This window comes from Oleiharenicola lentus (genome assembly GCF_051660365.1).
Classification (GTDB): Bacteria; Verrucomicrobiota; Verrucomicrobiia; order Opitutales; family Opitutaceae; genus Lacunisphaera; species Lacunisphaera lenta_A.
Window position 1 is genome coordinate 2,836,740 of the sequence record NZ_JBOZXB010000001.1, and the last position, 14,925, is coordinate 2,851,664.

General features: G+C 54.7%; 14 protein-coding genes. 8 read left to right on the plus strand and 6 right to left on the minus strand.

Annotation, left to right across the window (positions count from 1 at the left end; all coding sequences use genetic code 11):
- The first annotated feature begins 620 nt into the window (after window positions 1-620).
- The 7 genes from ACRRQW_RS10765 (at window position 621) to ACRRQW_RS10795 (ending at window position 7,149) form a co-directional block, all read left to right on the plus strand.
- Window positions 621-1,220 (plus strand): hypothetical protein, encoded by a 600-nt coding sequence (locus ACRRQW_RS10765; protein ID WP_438481365.1) that lies wholly within the window; start codon window positions 621-623, stop codon window positions 1,218-1,220.
- Between the two features lie 944 nt (window positions 1,221-2,164).
- Window positions 2,165-3,043 (plus strand): hypothetical protein, encoded by an 879-nt coding sequence (locus ACRRQW_RS10770; protein WP_438481366.1) that lies wholly within the window; start codon window positions 2,165-2,167, stop codon window positions 3,041-3,043.
- 13 nt (window positions 3,044-3,056) lie between these two features.
- A complete protein-coding gene (locus ACRRQW_RS10775; protein WP_438481367.1) occupies window positions 3,057-3,809 on the plus strand; it encodes a hypothetical protein in 753 nt (250 codons plus the stop codon).
- Between the two features lie 129 nt (window positions 3,810-3,938).
- Window positions 3,939-4,610 carry a hypothetical protein gene (locus tag ACRRQW_RS10780; protein ID WP_438481368.1) on the plus strand — a complete coding sequence of 224 codons (672 nt, stop codon included), beginning with the start codon at window positions 3,939-3,941 and terminating at the stop codon, window positions 4,608-4,610.
- Between the two features lie 2 nt (window positions 4,611-4,612).
- Window positions 4,613-6,115 carry a hypothetical protein gene (locus tag ACRRQW_RS10785; RefSeq protein ID WP_438481369.1) on the plus strand — a complete coding sequence of 501 codons (1,503 nt, stop codon included), beginning with the start codon at window positions 4,613-4,615 and terminating at the stop codon, window positions 6,113-6,115.
- A 177-nt stretch (window positions 6,116-6,292) separates the two neighbouring features.
- Window positions 6,293-6,820: a hypothetical protein gene (locus ACRRQW_RS10790; RefSeq protein ID WP_438481370.1), complete on the plus strand. Its 528-nt coding sequence runs from the start codon at window positions 6,293-6,295 to the stop codon at window positions 6,818-6,820.
- Complete coding sequence (locus ACRRQW_RS10795; RefSeq protein WP_438481371.1) at window positions 6,817-7,149, plus strand: hypothetical protein; 333 nt, start codon at window positions 6,817-6,819, stop codon at window positions 7,147-7,149. The genes ACRRQW_RS10790 and ACRRQW_RS10795 overlap by 4 nt, the downstream gene beginning before the upstream one ends.
- Before the next feature lie 507 nt (window positions 7,150-7,656).
- Here the strand turns inward: ACRRQW_RS10795 and ACRRQW_RS10800 are convergent.
- The 6 genes from ACRRQW_RS10800 to ACRRQW_RS10825 form a co-directional block, all read right to left on the minus strand.
- The gene (locus ACRRQW_RS10800) at window positions 7,657-8,700 is read right to left on the minus strand and encodes a hypothetical protein (RefSeq protein ID WP_438481372.1); all 1,044 of its coding nucleotides are present in this window, start codon (window positions 8,698-8,700) and stop codon (window positions 7,657-7,659) included.
- Window positions 8,701-8,985: 285 nt separating this feature from the next.
- Window positions 8,986-10,014: an ABC transporter substrate-binding protein gene (locus ACRRQW_RS10805; protein WP_438481373.1), complete on the minus strand. Its 1,029-nt coding sequence runs from the start codon at window positions 10,012-10,014 to the stop codon at window positions 8,986-8,988.
- Between the two features lie 3 nt (window positions 10,015-10,017).
- Window positions 10,018-10,755, minus strand: a complete 738-nt coding sequence (locus ACRRQW_RS10810) for an ATP-binding cassette domain-containing protein (protein ID WP_438481374.1) — start codon at window positions 10,753-10,755, stop codon at window positions 10,018-10,020.
- 625 nt (window positions 10,756-11,380) lie between these two features.
- Window positions 11,381-11,974, minus strand: coding sequence for an RNA polymerase sigma factor (locus ACRRQW_RS10815; RefSeq protein WP_438481375.1), 594 nt, complete (start codon window positions 11,972-11,974; stop codon window positions 11,381-11,383).
- Complete coding sequence (locus ACRRQW_RS10820) at window positions 11,971-12,390, minus strand: hypothetical protein (protein WP_438481376.1); 420 nt, start codon at window positions 12,388-12,390, stop codon at window positions 11,971-11,973. The genes ACRRQW_RS10815 and ACRRQW_RS10820 overlap by 4 nt, the downstream gene beginning before the upstream one ends.
- Window positions 12,387-12,677, minus strand: coding sequence for a hypothetical protein (locus tag ACRRQW_RS10825; protein ID WP_438481377.1), 291 nt, complete (start codon window positions 12,675-12,677; stop codon window positions 12,387-12,389). Before ACRRQW_RS10825 ends, ACRRQW_RS10820 begins: the two co-directional genes overlap by 4 nt.
- Before the next feature lie 104 nt (window positions 12,678-12,781).
- On the opposite strand from ACRRQW_RS10825, the gene ACRRQW_RS10830 reads away from it, so the two are divergent.
- On the plus strand, window positions 12,782-14,884 hold the full coding sequence (locus tag ACRRQW_RS10830; RefSeq protein ID WP_438481378.1) for a M3 family metallopeptidase: 2,103 nt from the start codon (window positions 12,782-12,784) through the stop codon (window positions 14,882-14,884).
- The last annotated feature ends 41 nt before the right edge of the window (window positions 14,885-14,925 follow it).

Sequence of the window (14,925 nt, forward strand, 5' to 3'; positions counted from 1 at the left end):
TTCCTGAGTAGGGCCCTGTCGGCCGCGGTTCAGATTCGTTCATCTTCTTATCAAGAATGCGCTCCGCTTTAACCGCACGGGCATGCTCAATGCGCGATGTTCCTTTGCGTTTTCGATCGGCTAGCCGAGCTGAAGTTTTTTGACACCATTGATTCAAGGCCGCGCAATCGATGTATCGGACCTGCTTCATTCCTTTGACGCGTTTCACGCCCGGAACTTGGTTTAGTTTCGTTAGAAGCGTAACGTGTGCGGCGCTATAGCCGGATCGTCTAGAAACTTCACTTCGTGTCAGAAGTTTTGCCATTAAACGCACACTGTAGCACGTGTTTGCATTTGGAAAGTCAGAACATTACAGAGTGGAAAAAGAATAAAGTTTAAGAAATGGTTGATGCTGTGTCTTAGGGTATTATGGCCCAATCCAGTCCAAATCTAAAACTCGTCGATGCTCCCACTCTTTTGCTGAGAGTTTTCGAATCTAATAGCCGTCCTAGTCTCAGGTGGCTTCGTGAACAACAGAAACGCCGGGCGGTGCCCTTTATCAAAGTTGGGCGTCGGGTATTTTTCGACCCTGAAAAAGTCCGGCTCTTTCTGGCGCAAAATTACTCTGTGGAGGCGCGGTCATGAGCGCTCTTCCTGACGGCGACCGCGTCAATAAAAACAGCCCCGACAGTGAGTCGGGGCTGGCACCTGAATATGAATTTCCTGCCAACACTACCGACGAAAGCAGTGCCGACACAGAGAAGCGGCGTGTCAGGCGGAAGATTAATATAGAATTGATAAAGGGCCCGAAGCGCTATGCACCGCGGTCCTTGCCGCGACTGCCAACGCACGTTGATTTCGACCTAGACTCTGTTGAACGCGGAGTCTTTGGAGAACCTGAGGACACGGTAGAAGCCGGTCACGCCGACCTCCTTGAATTCCTTTCGCTGCTCACCGTTAAGGGCCCAGATTTGGAGAGTTGTAACAAGCCGGTTCGCGCGGTCGGCCTTTCGTTTATTGCCGTGTGCTTCCTTCTGCGGTTGGATTTCGTGAAAGCGCATAGCCTGCGATCTGTTGCCGCCGAGCTGGGGATCACCGCCGAGGGGTTTAGGGCATACGTCACGCATTGGTCGACTGTGCTGCGTGTTGCGCCGCCGGCCGCCAAAAGCGCTTTGGCTCGAGAGCGCATGTCGAGCGCGCAGTTGGCCAGGCATTACGCCGAAGAGCAGGAGGCCGCGTGATGAAGCCACTCCACATCTCTGCCGTCGTGCGCATGCCGTGGGCTCAAAAGCACCACGGGAATTTTGGACCTGATTTGAACCCATCGCTTCGCATCGTGCTGGATCTGCAGTTCGTGCCGGCGGGTGGAACTGGTCGGCCGCGTGCTTACAACGTGGATCAACTGCTCGGGCTGATACCTGACGAGGGTGCGTTACGTTGCGAGATACTGCGAGCCGCCAAAGCGTCCGGCATCTCTCGATCAACGACACTGCGACTGCTGAAAGAGGCGCAATTAAACGGGTGCGTGGTGAGGGCTGCCGGAACATACTTCGTGGGGTCAAAGCGCGCGGCTTAGGTTCAGGGTCAAAAGGGTCCCCCCTAAAGGGGGGAACCCTTTTGACGCCTTTCACCGCACGCGCTCCGCAAGGATTTAGTCCGAAGGTAAGGAATCTATTAACCGAATCATCCTACATAGGTTGCGCGACTCGCGTCGTTTATTTCCGCGCATTGTGATGAATTCACGTTTCGTGACGCTTCGCATCGCAGAAAACCGCACGCGTTGCGCAACGCGAGTTGACACGCCGAATACTGGTAACAGTGCAAAACTCCGTTCCTATTTTCGAGACCGCCGCGAGCCTAGCCCGCATTGCTGGTGTAGACCGATCCGTCGTCCAACGCCTCGTTGGCCAAGGAGTGCTTCAGCCTGACGGCTTTGTTACGCTTCTCCAAAATGGCGACCGGACCGCGCTGTTTAAACCTGAGCGCGCGGTGGAAGTGCTCCGCTTCCAACGCGTTTCTCATCAACCCCAAAAAAGTTCTCGTTTATGAGCTTCGCTCGCGAGCGCTGTATGCAGGTCGAGCGTCGCTCTCTGCGCACCACCGACATCCGCGCATTCCTTGGCGGAGCCGGGATCACGACCGAAGACGTCGGTTGATCGAATCAATCAAACCCTAGCTCATATACATGTCACTTAAACAAGCCATCGCCGACTATGCGTCGGAGCAGTTCAAAACACTCATGCAAGCGAGTGATCGAACCGCAAAACTACAGGCAGCCCTCCAGAATGCTTATCCGGCGGAGCAAGCATCACCGGAAGGCCGGGCCATTGAGAAACTCCCGCGCCTACCGAAAACGCTAGCCGAAGCTAATGAAGCGCGCGACAGCCTACTTCGCGAAGCAAACATTGCTTCGTCTGCAACATTACTGCTCCCAGAGAGTTCAGGGCTCAAAAATTCTGTGGCGGTGACCGCAACCCTGGCTTGCGGGAATTTTTTGTCGGTGGGCCAAGCAGGAAATATTGTTAAAAATCTGCTTAGCGCGCACGCGAAAGCCTCGCAGGCCGATCGAGCGTCGCCGCTCGGGAAGGCAATCGTCGCGTTTGCAAAACCTTATTTTCTCCTGTCGCTCGAGAAAGCCAACGCGGGATTGAATATGATCAAGGCGGCTGCAGCGGATAAGCCTTGGGAGCATTTCTCAGCCTCGGGAAACTTGAGTTCTCCGAGCGGTAAAACGAGTTCAGTTCCCGCAGGCGATTCTCCGGCTGCGAAGCTTGCGTTCTATAAATCGCTTCCGCCAGGCAATGAGCGAATGGACTTTGCGGCGGCCAACTACGACGCGCTCGCGTTGGCATGTCGCGAAAGTGCCGCACTGCCCGCCGCAACTACTGCGATGCCGCAACGTGCACCTCAGTTGAACGGCTCAACGTTCCCGGAATTCCGCAGCGATGCAGACATCCTTGCGTATCACGTAACCCTTTCCGGCCAGCCGCGCGTCGATTTTTTCGCTAAACATGGCGATGTGATTCTGCGCGAAGCTCGCCGTCAACAGCGCCAAAAAAAGTAAAACCCAACTCATTATGAATCTCGCCTCGCCAAGAATCTCCACCGATAGCAGGTCCTCCGCCGATCTGATCGCCCCTCCTTCTCCCACGCCACTTTCTCGCTCCGAAGCGGCATCCCGTCGCGCCGAGAAATTCGGCGTCACCGTAGAAAAAATCGCCGGTGGGACGCGCCGTTACATCGAAAACTTCCCTCGGCTCGACATTGAGCCGATCATCGCTCGCAGTGGTGATGATGAGGCTCGCACGGTCTTCATGGAAGCCTTGGCCGAATTCGATGAGCTGGAAGCCGCGCGCCATCAGGCGTCCGATATTCGATTTGCTGAGCGGGCTCTTGCCCGACTCCGCAAAGCAGGAATCCAGCTGGATTCCGACCTTGAATCGCGGGCCTACTTTCAAATCGCTGCGCGCGCCGCTGAACGCGAAAGAGATGTGCTCGGCGTCAATGAAGCCTTCCACCTGGCCCACGGGCAAATCTGGGACGGCATCTGCGCGAATCTCGCCGTGAAAGTTAAGCCTACAATGAATCATTTACATGAGCAAGTCGCTGCCGACCTCGAGACTCAGCTCGCGCGATTCGAAGCGCTAGATGGTGAACTCCTCGGCCGCTGGCCCGCGCATGCGATTCCGCAACGCCCGCTTGGGTTCGCCTTAGCTGACGCGCTCGCCCGCATTTATTCTTTCATCGATAGCCCACTGGATTTTTCGCGCACGCCGAATCCGCGGAGCAATTTATCGCAGTTCTTTCCTGCCGGCCAGGGCCTCGGTTAACTTCAACAACTTTTCCACGCCGCCGGTCTCCCCATTTCAAATTTGGTCAGCGTATTAGTCATCAATGGGAAAAGCCGGCGGTGTGGATCCAATTTAAACCAATCTCGAAATTAGTCGGAAGCCCTTACTATGACTGATGTCCTAACTGAACCGCGGGTGGAAATTTCCTTCGACGAATTTTACGCGAAGTATTTTCTGCCGAAGCAACAAAAGCTTCAGGCCCAAGATGCGCAATGGCGCGACGAAGCTTTCGTTGCGGGCCCTATCACCGTATGCGGACTGCCGCTGAGGGGAATGACGCCCTACGATCTGGGTATCTTGCATGGCCTGGAAAATCCTTTCGTTGTCGGCGGTCAAGTGACTCCTGAAAGAGTTGCTCAGTTTTTAGCTGTGTTGGTTGATCCTCCGCCCCGCGGATGGTGGCGCCGCCGTAAATTTATACGCCATGTGGCCGCTTACTCGTTCGCCTCGTCAATTCGTGAGATTCGCGATTACGTGAAACGGATGTTCTATGCATCTGACGTGGCTTTCGTGGAACCTGGTGACAAGCCCTCCAACCAAGGCTCTAGGCCGGAGCCCCTGTCAATAGTCAGCAGTGTTGTTATGTCGCTCGCGAGTCACACCGGGTGGTCAGAAACGGAAATTCTCCAGATGCGCCTCGCCCGCGTTTTTCAATATAGAAAAGCGATCGCCGAGCGGCAGGCCGGCGCGCCTTCATTTAGTTATTCTGATAAGGTTGTTTCCGAAGCTTTGGAAGCCCACGGGCGTTATATGGCGACGGGCGAACTGCCGACGATCTAGCCATGGCTTTTTCTTCTGAAATCACTGCCCGGTTAGGCCTCAACACAGAGAAATTTCACTCCGGCTTAACGTCGGCCGAGGCTCGCCTGCGGAAGTTCTCAGCCGATTCCCAGCGCGAAGCTAAAGGTATCGGCGCGGCGTTTGAAGGGCTCAAAAAAGTCCTGCTCGCGGGTGGCTTGGTCACCGCGATGAGTTCTTTTTTCCGGTCCGCCATTAACTATTCTCGCGAGTATCAAGGCGAGATGGACGAGAATGTGAATGCCACACGTCGCTTCGGTGACTCGATGGCGCGCTTTGAACAGACGAAAGCAAAAGCTGGGACGTGGGTGGTGGGGACCATGGAGAAATTTGGCATAGCCCTGGGTTCGTTATTCTATGGCGTCGACGCGGCCAGCGGGGCACTTGATGAATTCAGTGCGGAGTCCAAAAAAGCATTCGATGACGATATCGTCAGGAAACGCCAGGCCGCGGAGCAAGCACTCGCGAAAACTCGCCGGGATATCGCTTTTGGTGAGGGCGATGAACTAGCGAAACTCGTAATCCTTCACAACGAAGCAGCCGACCTTAAGCAGCAGCAAGCCGCCTTCGAAAAGGATTCAACGGAATGGATTCAGAAGCAAATCGAGCTCGAGAAAAACTTGGCCGCGCAGAAGAAGGAAACTGATTCCTTACGCAAGCAGCACGTCGAAGAGATTCGCCTCAAAGAAGAGCAGACGAACTCTCAAATTGCCACCGCTGAGAAAGAGCGGTTGGCGCGAATGGAGCAGCTAATTGCTCGCCGTTCAAAGTTGGTCGAAATTGCCGCCGCGGAAGCTCAAGTTGCAGAAAAAGCGGCGAGAGTGCGCAACGCGCCGGCGGTCGGCGCGAGTGGAGTTGCCGGGAGCGATCTCGACTTCGAATTAAAAACCTACGCTCAAGACGTCTATGAAATGGTGAATGGCGTGATGACGCGAGTCCACGCGGCCGGGACGCCGATTCTGGATGCAAACGGCAACGTGCAGCCAACTAACATTCGATCCGCTCGTGGCGGTATAGGTCCTGGTGCTAGCTTCGATCGTGGTGCGATGTTTTTGCTGGGAGGCGAACGGACCTTTGGTAATCCGGCAAATCAACTTGGTTACGAAAAAGATTATCGAGCGCGCACTATCGACAAAATCAATCAAGAGATCGCTCAGTTGGAGCGGGAATACCAGGAGGTGATGCGCCGTGTTGCCTACGGTGGGAAAACTCGAACATACATGGCCCCCATTCTCCTCGACCGGATTGACGGCTTGCGTAATCGCCGCGCGCACGTCGACGACTACCTTTTTAATCCGGGCTACTCGGATAAACTTGGCCGGTCGATTCCCGGTCAACAGATTGAAGTAGCTGGTGGATCTCTCGAGAACTACGCAAAAGCTACCGCCTCGGAGTTAAGCCACATTCGGCGAATCTTGTCTGACAAGGGGATTGTCGTTCGTAATCTTTCAGGCGCTGCGCAAGTCGCCCGTCCTGATCCCGGCTGATTTCAGTCTCGCGTAGGGCCAAATTTTTTTAGAGGTTGCGACCGTTCCTCTGTGGGGAACTCCGCTTGATACCGGAAAATAACGCAGTCCAACACTTGCAGCCGCGCCGACCGTGGAGGGCCACTGCGTGGCCCGTATCAATCCACCTAGGCGCGGCTGCTTTGTTTGAGGTTAAAAATGAGCGCAACCGCTAGTCGCAAAGATACCGATAAGACATACACAATTCTGTTATCCAAACGCGCCGGCACTTCTGGCACTCCTTTTTCTGAATGGGGGCCTGCGGTATGGGTGGAGGAGGGTCACAGCGAGTTTAGTCTTTTTGTAGAAATCGCACGTCGTGCGGCTCGATGGCCGGGGAAGACGATGCTGATTACCAATAAGAACTATTCCGCTAAGGATCGTTTGCTTCAGGCAGCAAATTCTATCCCTGGTTTCGAATCAGCGATCGAGGCCGCTGATGGCATGCTTGGTTTTGTTCATTACAACTTGCACAACGAGGTTGGCGCGCCTGAAACCTTCGTCGTAAACCAAGCGAAAAAGCTGCGAGGTTATTCGCAGATTTATGTGTGGCCGGCGGCACTTATGGGCGTCGAACGCGATGGAGCGAATCTGGATGAAGTTGTTCAGCAACTCGCGATCGCTTGTTTCGGATCTCCGCTTACACTCCCGACGCACAAAGTGAAACTTGTGTCGATCGGCTCGTGAAATCAGCCAAAATTATGAATGACGAACTCCTGATCGAAAAGATTCGATTTATGCTGCGTGAAGAAATTGAGCGGGCGTTGGCTCCAGTCGCTCAACGCGTGCCTCCCATTCTTGAAAAGCTCACGGTGCAGGAATTCGCCCACTGCGTGCAGCGCAGCGCCTACACGATCCGTGAGCGCCGGCGTGTCGATCGCAAGTTCCGCGCCCATTGCCAGGGCGAGTGCCCCATCAAGATCCACCCGGCGGCGCTGGCTCTTTACGGGGTGGACTCGGGTCTTGCATCCGCACGGCTTCAATCGCTTCGCGCACAACGAAGAGGGGATAAATGACGCTTGTGTCGTCACACTGTTGTCAAAGCGGGGTGCGCCGGTTCATTCCGGTGCATCTTGCTTCATTTCGCCGCGCTTTAGATCAAAAACCACAAGTCGCGGCATACGCGTAATTTGCTTAAAATGAACCTTTTGTTTTTAAAACTACGCGAAGGCCATTCAACGGTTCGAATCCCTCCCTCTCCGCCAGTTCTCACGTGAGTGAGCAAACTCGTTATTATTATCGGCGAAACCGGCCGACGAGTTGGAATTGAATTCCGACACGTATTGCCAAGGGCTTTTGAAAGGCAGGGCCAAGGATTTTCGGGCAACACTAAGTTCGAACCGACTTTTGAGGGGATCTCGTTTTTGTTAGCGATTTCCCTGCGTGGGCAGAATGCCGAGGAATGTGGCTTCTGAAATAAACTCAATGACCAGTTCGGTGGGGACGCACCATCGTTTGGCCGTCTGGCCGAGGTTTGCGCCGCCCAGAAAATCGCGGCGACGATCGTGATCGCCAGAGTCCGCCTATTGCGCGGGCGAAGATTGGGAGATAGGAGACTTGGAGTTTGTGGATGCGAACGGCTTGACCACGTAGATCAGGCTTTTGTGGGGTAGCACGATGCTGTCCGAGGTGAGTGCTAGATGGGCGACGCTGGTTTCGTGTTGAACAAAATTTTCGGGTAGGCTTTTGAGTTCGAAGGAGCTGGCTAGAAACATGTCCGCGATGAAGCGGACATGACGTTCTGGCAATTTAGCTACATCGTGCCTCAAAAAATAGCTTGCCCAGTCCTTGAACGTTTGTGTGACGAATCCGTTCTCCTTGTAGGGTCCTAGAGATTCTGTGAGATCGATGAGCGTGTCGCTGTATATGCGACTTTCAATGTGGCCCGCCGTTATTAGGGATTTTTCGATATCTTCTGCGACTGTGTCGAAACAATGTCCGCCGAAAAGGTGTCGGTAGATTTTCCTCTTTGTCACGATTGCCATGCTGTTTTCTGAAGACATCACTACCAACATCGCGCCTCCTAGACGAACGGAGGTGACAAGCCGTCGTAGCTGACCCTCTATGGTGGCCGCCCCAGGTTTTCGGGATTTTTCGACCATCGCATAAAGTGAATGCGACGCGACAAGTATGTCGCATTCCATCAAAGCTGCTTCCTCTACGCCACGTCGGTCATTGCTGATTATCTTGGGCGTTAAATCCGCGATCTCGGTTACGTTCGCTGAGTATTCAGACTGAATTTGTGGAGCAGGATCAATATTATGGATCGAACCGATAGTGTATTTTGCAGCCTTTAACGCCGCTAGAAAATGGCCGCAAAAGCGGCCTTCAGCGCCTCCTATATCCATAATAGCAAGATTCTCTTTGTTGCTGATTTTGGAGACCAACGCGGATGCGGCTATTTTTGCATCACTCTGAGTGCAGGAAAGCGTAGCTTGAAAAGTGAGAAGGTCTTTTACTGCGTGCGAGTAAAATGGTTCGCGTCGCTTCGCTACTTTTCGGCTCTCTAATTCGGAAAGTGACGCTTCGGCATCAGTTGGGGAAAGCGTCCATGGGTCAAGCATCACGTGCCTGTAATGAAGCAGGAGATCGAATAGCCTGTTCGAAAGGCGGATACTTCGCAGCGACACAGATCAACCCGAACGCTGCCGATATTGCGAACACCAACCCTAAAGATGACTGGCCCAATGTTACAATTGCTGTCCGCAGAAGGGGAGCGTGATTCGCGATGATCGAGGTGGTCACTGCCTTGGGGGAAGGCACCATGCCGCGAGTAGCGGGAGAGACCGCGGCGGCTTGGCAACCGCCTAGAAAAAGCAGCGCTAAGCCTGAAAAAACGAGAAGCGATCGTATCATTTGCCGGCCTCCTCAACCAAAGTGTAGTCACAAATTTCATCGATCCGCTTCTCAAAATCATTCGGGAGCCGGTTGACGGAACTCAGCGATTCGGCCATGGCTCGCCATCTGGAGGGATCCATTGTGAATATAGGCTTTGTGCCGGATAACTGCAGGTTCTTGACTACGGTGCGTGCCATGTCGTTTTGCCCCTCGATGTTGGCTGCGTCGCGCGCGAGTTGCGGTTTGAGTTGGAACATGATTTGCACGGCCTCCTCTGGATGTGCTCGCGCGTATTCCCAGCCCTTTTGGGAAGCTCGAAGAAATTTAACCACGAGATCTCGATTTTCGGATAGATATTCCGGGGTTGTAATGAGGGTGTCGGAGTAGAATTTAACCCCGTTTTCCTCGGGCGAGAGGACTCGCACGTTATGCCCCATTCGCGCCAACTCGAGAGGTTCGTTGAAAAGATAAGCCCCGTATGCGTCGACTTCTTTCGATACCAGTTGAGAAATGTTGCCCGATGCTCCGGTTATCTTCACCTCCGATTCGGGAATCTTCGCCTGGCGCAGGAGCACGCGCAAAAGATTGTCGGTGTCGTAGCTGGGAAAGACCGCCACCTTTCTTCCCCTTAACTGTGATGTCGTCGTTATGCCGCTTTCCGCAAGGGTTACAAAGCATGCCACGCTGTGATCGAACACGGTGCCTATCGCCTTAATTTTGAGGCCGTCCGCGGAGCGCTGAAGGACTTGGTCGCCGGTAGCCATCCCGATGTCGACGTCCCTGCTGACGACTTTTGCGATTGGGTTGACGTTGAAGGCTCCGGGAACCAGATCCACGGAGAGCCCTACATCATTGTAGAAACCTTTTGATTCGGCGACGTAGAAACCTGCGAACTGCGCTTGGTCGATCCATTGGAGTTGGAATCTCACCTTGTTTTTGCCCGCAAGCACGCGATCAGGCTTTGAGCGCAATGAATACCAGACAAGTAAAGAAGTCCCTGCGATGAGGACGATAGCGAAGACTAGTGATGGTTTGAATTTCATAAGTCAGAATTTTTTGAGTTCTGCATCGAAACGCGCGACCACCTCAGGGTGCGACATGGAGGACGGCAGGACGTCTACGCCTCCACCTGAATCAACAAACAGCAGTCCGTGCGCGCTCCGCTGTGCTACTTCTATATTGTGGGTCACCACAAGCGCCACCGCTGCTGTGGATCGAGTATATTCTGCGAGGTATTTTTCGACGACGTTTACCGTGGCAACATCCAACCCGGTGTAGACCTCGTCTAGCATCAAAAATCGTGGTTTATAGATGACAGCGCGCGCGAAAGAAATTCTCTGCTTCATGCCGAAACTGAGCTGATGGGGATAGAGACCTAAGACCTCGCGTGGGAGAGCGACCGCATCCATCATTTCTAGCAGTTCGGATTCGTTGGGGTTACTCAGATTTGGGTTTAGCTGAGAGGGTAATCGCAGATTGCACCGAATTGAACGCCATGGTAAGAGGGCGGGCGACTGGCTCATCCATCCGACCCAGCCTCTTTCACATGCCTCGCGCGCCGAGAGTTCGCGCAAATCGCTGCGATATAAAATTTCGCCCGACATCACGCCGGGCACATCAGGGAGAAGTGCACTGAGCAAAGTGCTTTTACCAGCTCCGGAACGACCTAAAACGAGATACGGCCTTCCGCCTTCCAGACTTAATTTCACTCCTTTGAGAACTGGTGGGAGCCCAATGCCATGCGCGTAATGATGTAAGTCAATCTGTAGGATGTTGTCGGGCATTAGACGTTGGGCATCAAATGTTGATTGGCCCTCGACACATTTCTAAGCCGTATGCAGCTCGTGGCGGTCACGGTATAGATGGCGAAGGGCATGGATAATTTTGGAATGCACATCCCGTTACCGGGGGCCCAGCGCACAGTTCTGTAATTAATGACGCGATTTAAATCTGATCAGTCAATCGAGCTCTGACTCTCTTTATGTTTATAATATTTTTTAATAGTGATTTCTCTATGCTGCTTGAAAAAGCAATAGAAAATTAATGAAAGGAATTAACGAGAAGGAATTGGAGGTAGGCTATATATGAAAGTGAGGTGCCGCTTTTGTGTCGCACGATATTGCCATTGGAAGGCCGTGATTAGCGCCGAGTGGTCTAGTATTAGTGGGATGACGATGATTTTGTTCGAAATATGAATTTTTTGAAAAACTACTCTTAGCTTAAAACCCTAAGGATAGTTTCGTCTCTATTCTCGCCACGCCATTTTATCTAAATCTTTTATCTGAGAGCGCCAAACTCGCGTAATTACGAGTGAGGAGAGACTTGTATGCGGCGCTGGCAACCGGATGATATGCGTCCTGATTTTCGACCAGGAAATTTTGAATTCGCAGACGGCTCCGCCGGTGCCGCTTAAGTGAGCGGGGCGCGAGTCGACTGGGTTTCGGCAGCGCGCAGAAATTTTTTCAGGACAGCGCGGAGCAAAGTGCGTGCGCGATAGAGCCGCGTTTCCACGGCTTTGGGCGTAGCCCCGACAATCTCGGCAATCTCTGCGTGCGACTTTTCTTCGTATTCCGAAAGCAGGATCACTTCGCGAAGTTCGCCGGGCAAATCGGCAATCGCGTGACGCACCGCGGCGACGTCTTCGGCGTCACTGAGCACGGAATTGACAGAAGGCGAGGGCGCGATGGCGTTCGCGGCGGCGTCGAGCGACTCGGTGCGACGGTGTTGCTGGCGGCGGGCAAGATCACGCGCGAGGTTCAGTGCGATTTGAAACAGCCAAGTGGAAAATTTTGCGTTCGTGCGGAAGCGACTGCGGTGTTGGTAAACGCGCACGAAAGTTTCCTGCGCAAGATCCATGGCGTCGTGTTCGTTCTGCATGTAACGAAATAGAAAGCGACGCAGCGGGATTTCCCAACGCGCCATCAAGCGATTCAGCGCGAGCGCCTCGCCTTGTTGTAACGCGAGCATGTCGGCCTGATCGCTGGCGGGCGAAGGAGCCGTCATTTCAAGTCCAGCGGTTCCGCGTGATCGTGCCCCGAGAGTTTCGGCTCCATGAGTTTCAAGAAACGGCGACCTTGCGCCGCGTCCATCTCGGCGGCGACTTCGCGCAAGTGTTTCGACGTCGCCTCAAAACAGATTTTTTTGAGCCGGCGCACTTCCTCGTGCGCTGCGGCGTCGGCCGGATTGGCCGCGAGGCGTTTGTTCGCCTGCATCACGAGAGCGCAATGATCCGCGCATACCGGTTCGTAGTCGGCCTGGAGTTTTTCCACGGCGGCGAGTTGCCGCGCGGTGAGGTGGAATTCCCGTTGCAGCCACGTTTCGTGGGTTTCGACCGGCGTGACGATGAGTTCGCGGGTGACCGCGAAAGAGATCGCGCCCACGGCGACGACGAGTGCGAGTGTGAGCAGGAGGCGTTTCATCGACGGACTGGGCCGTGCATTTGCAGCGGGTCGATGCTTTGCACGTAGGCGGCGGCCATGCGTTCAGTGTGTTGCTGCTGCGCACGCTGTCGGGCCGTGCCGATGCCGGCGAAAAGTGCCAGGCTCGCGGCGAGCGGTATCGCCCAGCGATAAAATGATTTTACCGACGCGGTCTGCGCCTCTTGTGCTTGGATACGCGCCCACACTTCAGCCTGAAATTGCGGGGCGGTTGCGGGTTGATGCGGCCAGGCCTGCAGCGTGTCGGAAAGTGGGTCTCGAGAAGTCACATCGGATACTACGCACGAACTGCGGAAATCCCTCAAGGTTTCCCTCGGGCCGATTAAGGGTTGAGCGCGTGTCATAACCGCGTAGCCTAGCGGAAATATTTTCTATGCATTTATTTCTTCGTGTTGCGGGGGTTGCGTTTGGGCTGCTGGTTTCTGTGGGCGGTCAGGCGGCGTTGGGTGATCTGGCTGCGTTTCAAGCCGCGGCGGTGCAGGGAAAAACAGAATTGAGGCTGCCCGTTTATCCACTCACACCGGAAGAAATTAAGGCTCAAGCAACGCAGGCGATGGCGACGGCCGATGCGGCGCTGGCCAAACTTGCCGCGCAAGACGGGTCGAGGCTGACGTTTGCAACCACGTTTGCCGCGTGCGATGCGATCGTCGGCGGACTAACCCAAGCCTCGCTCGTGATCGCCACGGTGGCGGAGTCTAGCCCCGAAGCCGCCATGCGCGACGTCGCGAACGAGATGAACGTGAAATTGCAGGAATGGATCGTGAGCCTCGATTATCGCGAAGACCTCTATCGCGTATTGAAACAAGTGGCGGATGCCCGGCCTAAGCTCTCGGCCGAGGAACAGCGTTTGGTGGACGAATTCATGCGCAACTATCGCCGCGCGGGGCTCGCGTTGCCGGCGGCGGAGCGCGCGGAAGTCGAAAAGCTCCGCAAAGAACTCGCCGCGCTCACGACCGAGTTTGCCGTGAACATCAATGCCGCCCGCGCGCCGCTTGATTTCACGGTGGAGGAACTCGCCGGTGTGCCGGAAAGTTTTCTCAGCAGTCCGGGCATCAAGCAGGCCGACGGCAAATATCGCGTGATGGCGAATGTGACGTGGCACGCCACGGCCATCGCCGAGAATGCAGAAAGCGCCGAGGTGCGCCGTCGTGTGAGCCTGGCTCGCCTACAACTTGCGCGTGACACTAATGTGCCCGTCCTGAAAAAACTCATCGTGCTGCGCGCGAACATCGCGAAGCGTCTCGGCTACGCGACGTGGGCGGATTTCCAAATTGAGACGCGCATGGCGAAAAACGGCGCGACGGCGGTGAAGTTCGAGGAAGCGCTCGTGACCGGCCTGCAGCCGAAATTTGCGGCCGAGCAAGAGACCTTGCGGAAACTGAAAGCCGCCCACACCGGCAAGCCGGACGCGGTGATCGAATCGTGGGACGTGGCTTACTACACGAATAAGCTGCTCAAAGAGCGTTACGCGGTCGATGGCGAGAAGCTGCGCGATTTCTTTCCATATCAAGCGACGCTCGAAGGCATGTTCGCGATTTATCAAAAAATCTTCGGCCTAAAATTTACCGAGGTCGCGCCACCTTACGTGTGGGCACCGGGTGTGCAGCTTTACGTGGTGCAGGATTCTACGACGAGCACGCCGATGGGCGCGTTCTACCTCGATATGTTTCCGCGCGACGGGAAATTTAATCACTTCGCCTGCTTTCCGCTAAAGACCGGGCGCGTGCTGGCGGGGGGTAGCTACGAACTCCCGATCGCGGCGCTGCTCTGTAATTTTCCTGCGCCGTCCGCCGATAAACCTTCGTTGCTCAAACAAAACGACGTCGTGACGCTCTTCCACGAATTCGGCCACGTGATGCACGGCATGCTGAGTCGCTCGAAATTCATGATGCAGGGTGGATTCATGGTCCCTCAGGATTTCGTCGAAGCCCCTTCGCAAATGTTGGAAAACTGGGTCTGGGATAAAGCGGTGCTCGATACGTTCGCTGCAGACTACCGCGATCCCGCAAAAAAAATTCCCGCCGAAACGGTCGCGGCGCTCATCGCGGCGCGTCAGGCCACGGAAGGGTTCGCCACGCGACGCCAGCTTACCTTTGGCTTGATCGATCTTTCGATGCACAGCCTCTCGCTCGAGGCGGCAGAAAACTACGACGTGGTCGCGCAGAGTAATGCGGTTTTCTCACGCGTTTCGCTCGCGGTTCCGGCGGATACGGCATTCGTTGCGTATTTTGGACACCTCGCGGGTTACGATGCTGGTTACTACGGTTATCAATGGGCCAAGGTGCTCGCGATCGATATGGCGAGCGTGTTTAAAAATGCACCCGGAGGATTTTTGGACGAGAAAGTGGGCCGGCGTTTGCGGGACGAAGTTTACGCCGTCGGCCACACGCGTGATGTCGGGGAGTCCGTCGAAAAATTTCTCGGACGCGCGCGGTCGCAGCAGCCCTATTTGGATTACGTCGGGATCAAAAAATAATCGGCGCGGCAGGGTTTCGCGCAAATTTAACTCCAAAATTT

Excerpts from the sequence above, each read along its gene's own strand:
- ACRRQW_RS10765 (WP_438481365.1), top strand. The coding sequence starts at position 621 with ATGAGCGCTCTTCCTGACGGCGACCGCGTCAATAAAAACAGCCCCGAC.
- ACRRQW_RS10770 (WP_438481366.1), top strand. The coding sequence starts at position 2,165 with ATGTCACTTAAACAAGCCATCGCCGACTATGCGTCGGAGCAGTTCAAA.
- ACRRQW_RS10775 (WP_438481367.1), top strand. The coding sequence starts at position 3,057 with ATGAATCTCGCCTCGCCAAGAATCTCCACCGATAGCAGGTCCTCCGCC.
- ACRRQW_RS10780 (WP_438481368.1), top strand. The coding sequence starts at position 3,939 with ATGACTGATGTCCTAACTGAACCGCGGGTGGAAATTTCCTTCGACGAA.
- ACRRQW_RS10785 (WP_438481369.1), top strand. The coding sequence starts at position 4,613 with ATGGCTTTTTCTTCTGAAATCACTGCCCGGTTAGGCCTCAACACAGAG.
- ACRRQW_RS10790 (WP_438481370.1), top strand. The coding sequence starts at position 6,293 with ATGAGCGCAACCGCTAGTCGCAAAGATACCGATAAGACATACACAATT.
- ACRRQW_RS10805 (WP_438481373.1), bottom strand. The coding sequence starts at position 10,014 with ATGAAATTCAAACCATCACTAGTCTTCGCTATCGTCCTCATCGCAGGG.
- ACRRQW_RS10810 (WP_438481374.1), bottom strand. The coding sequence starts at position 10,755 with ATGCCCGACAACATCCTACAGATTGACTTACATCATTACGCGCATGGC.
- ACRRQW_RS10815 (WP_438481375.1), bottom strand. The coding sequence starts at position 11,974 with ATGACGGCTCCTTCGCCCGCCAGCGATCAGGCCGACATGCTCGCGTTA.
- ACRRQW_RS10820 (WP_438481376.1), bottom strand. The coding sequence starts at position 12,390 with ATGAAACGCCTCCTGCTCACACTCGCACTCGTCGTCGCCGTGGGCGCG.
- ACRRQW_RS10830 (WP_438481378.1), top strand. The coding sequence starts at position 12,782 with ATGCATTTATTTCTTCGTGTTGCGGGGGTTGCGTTTGGGCTGCTGGTT.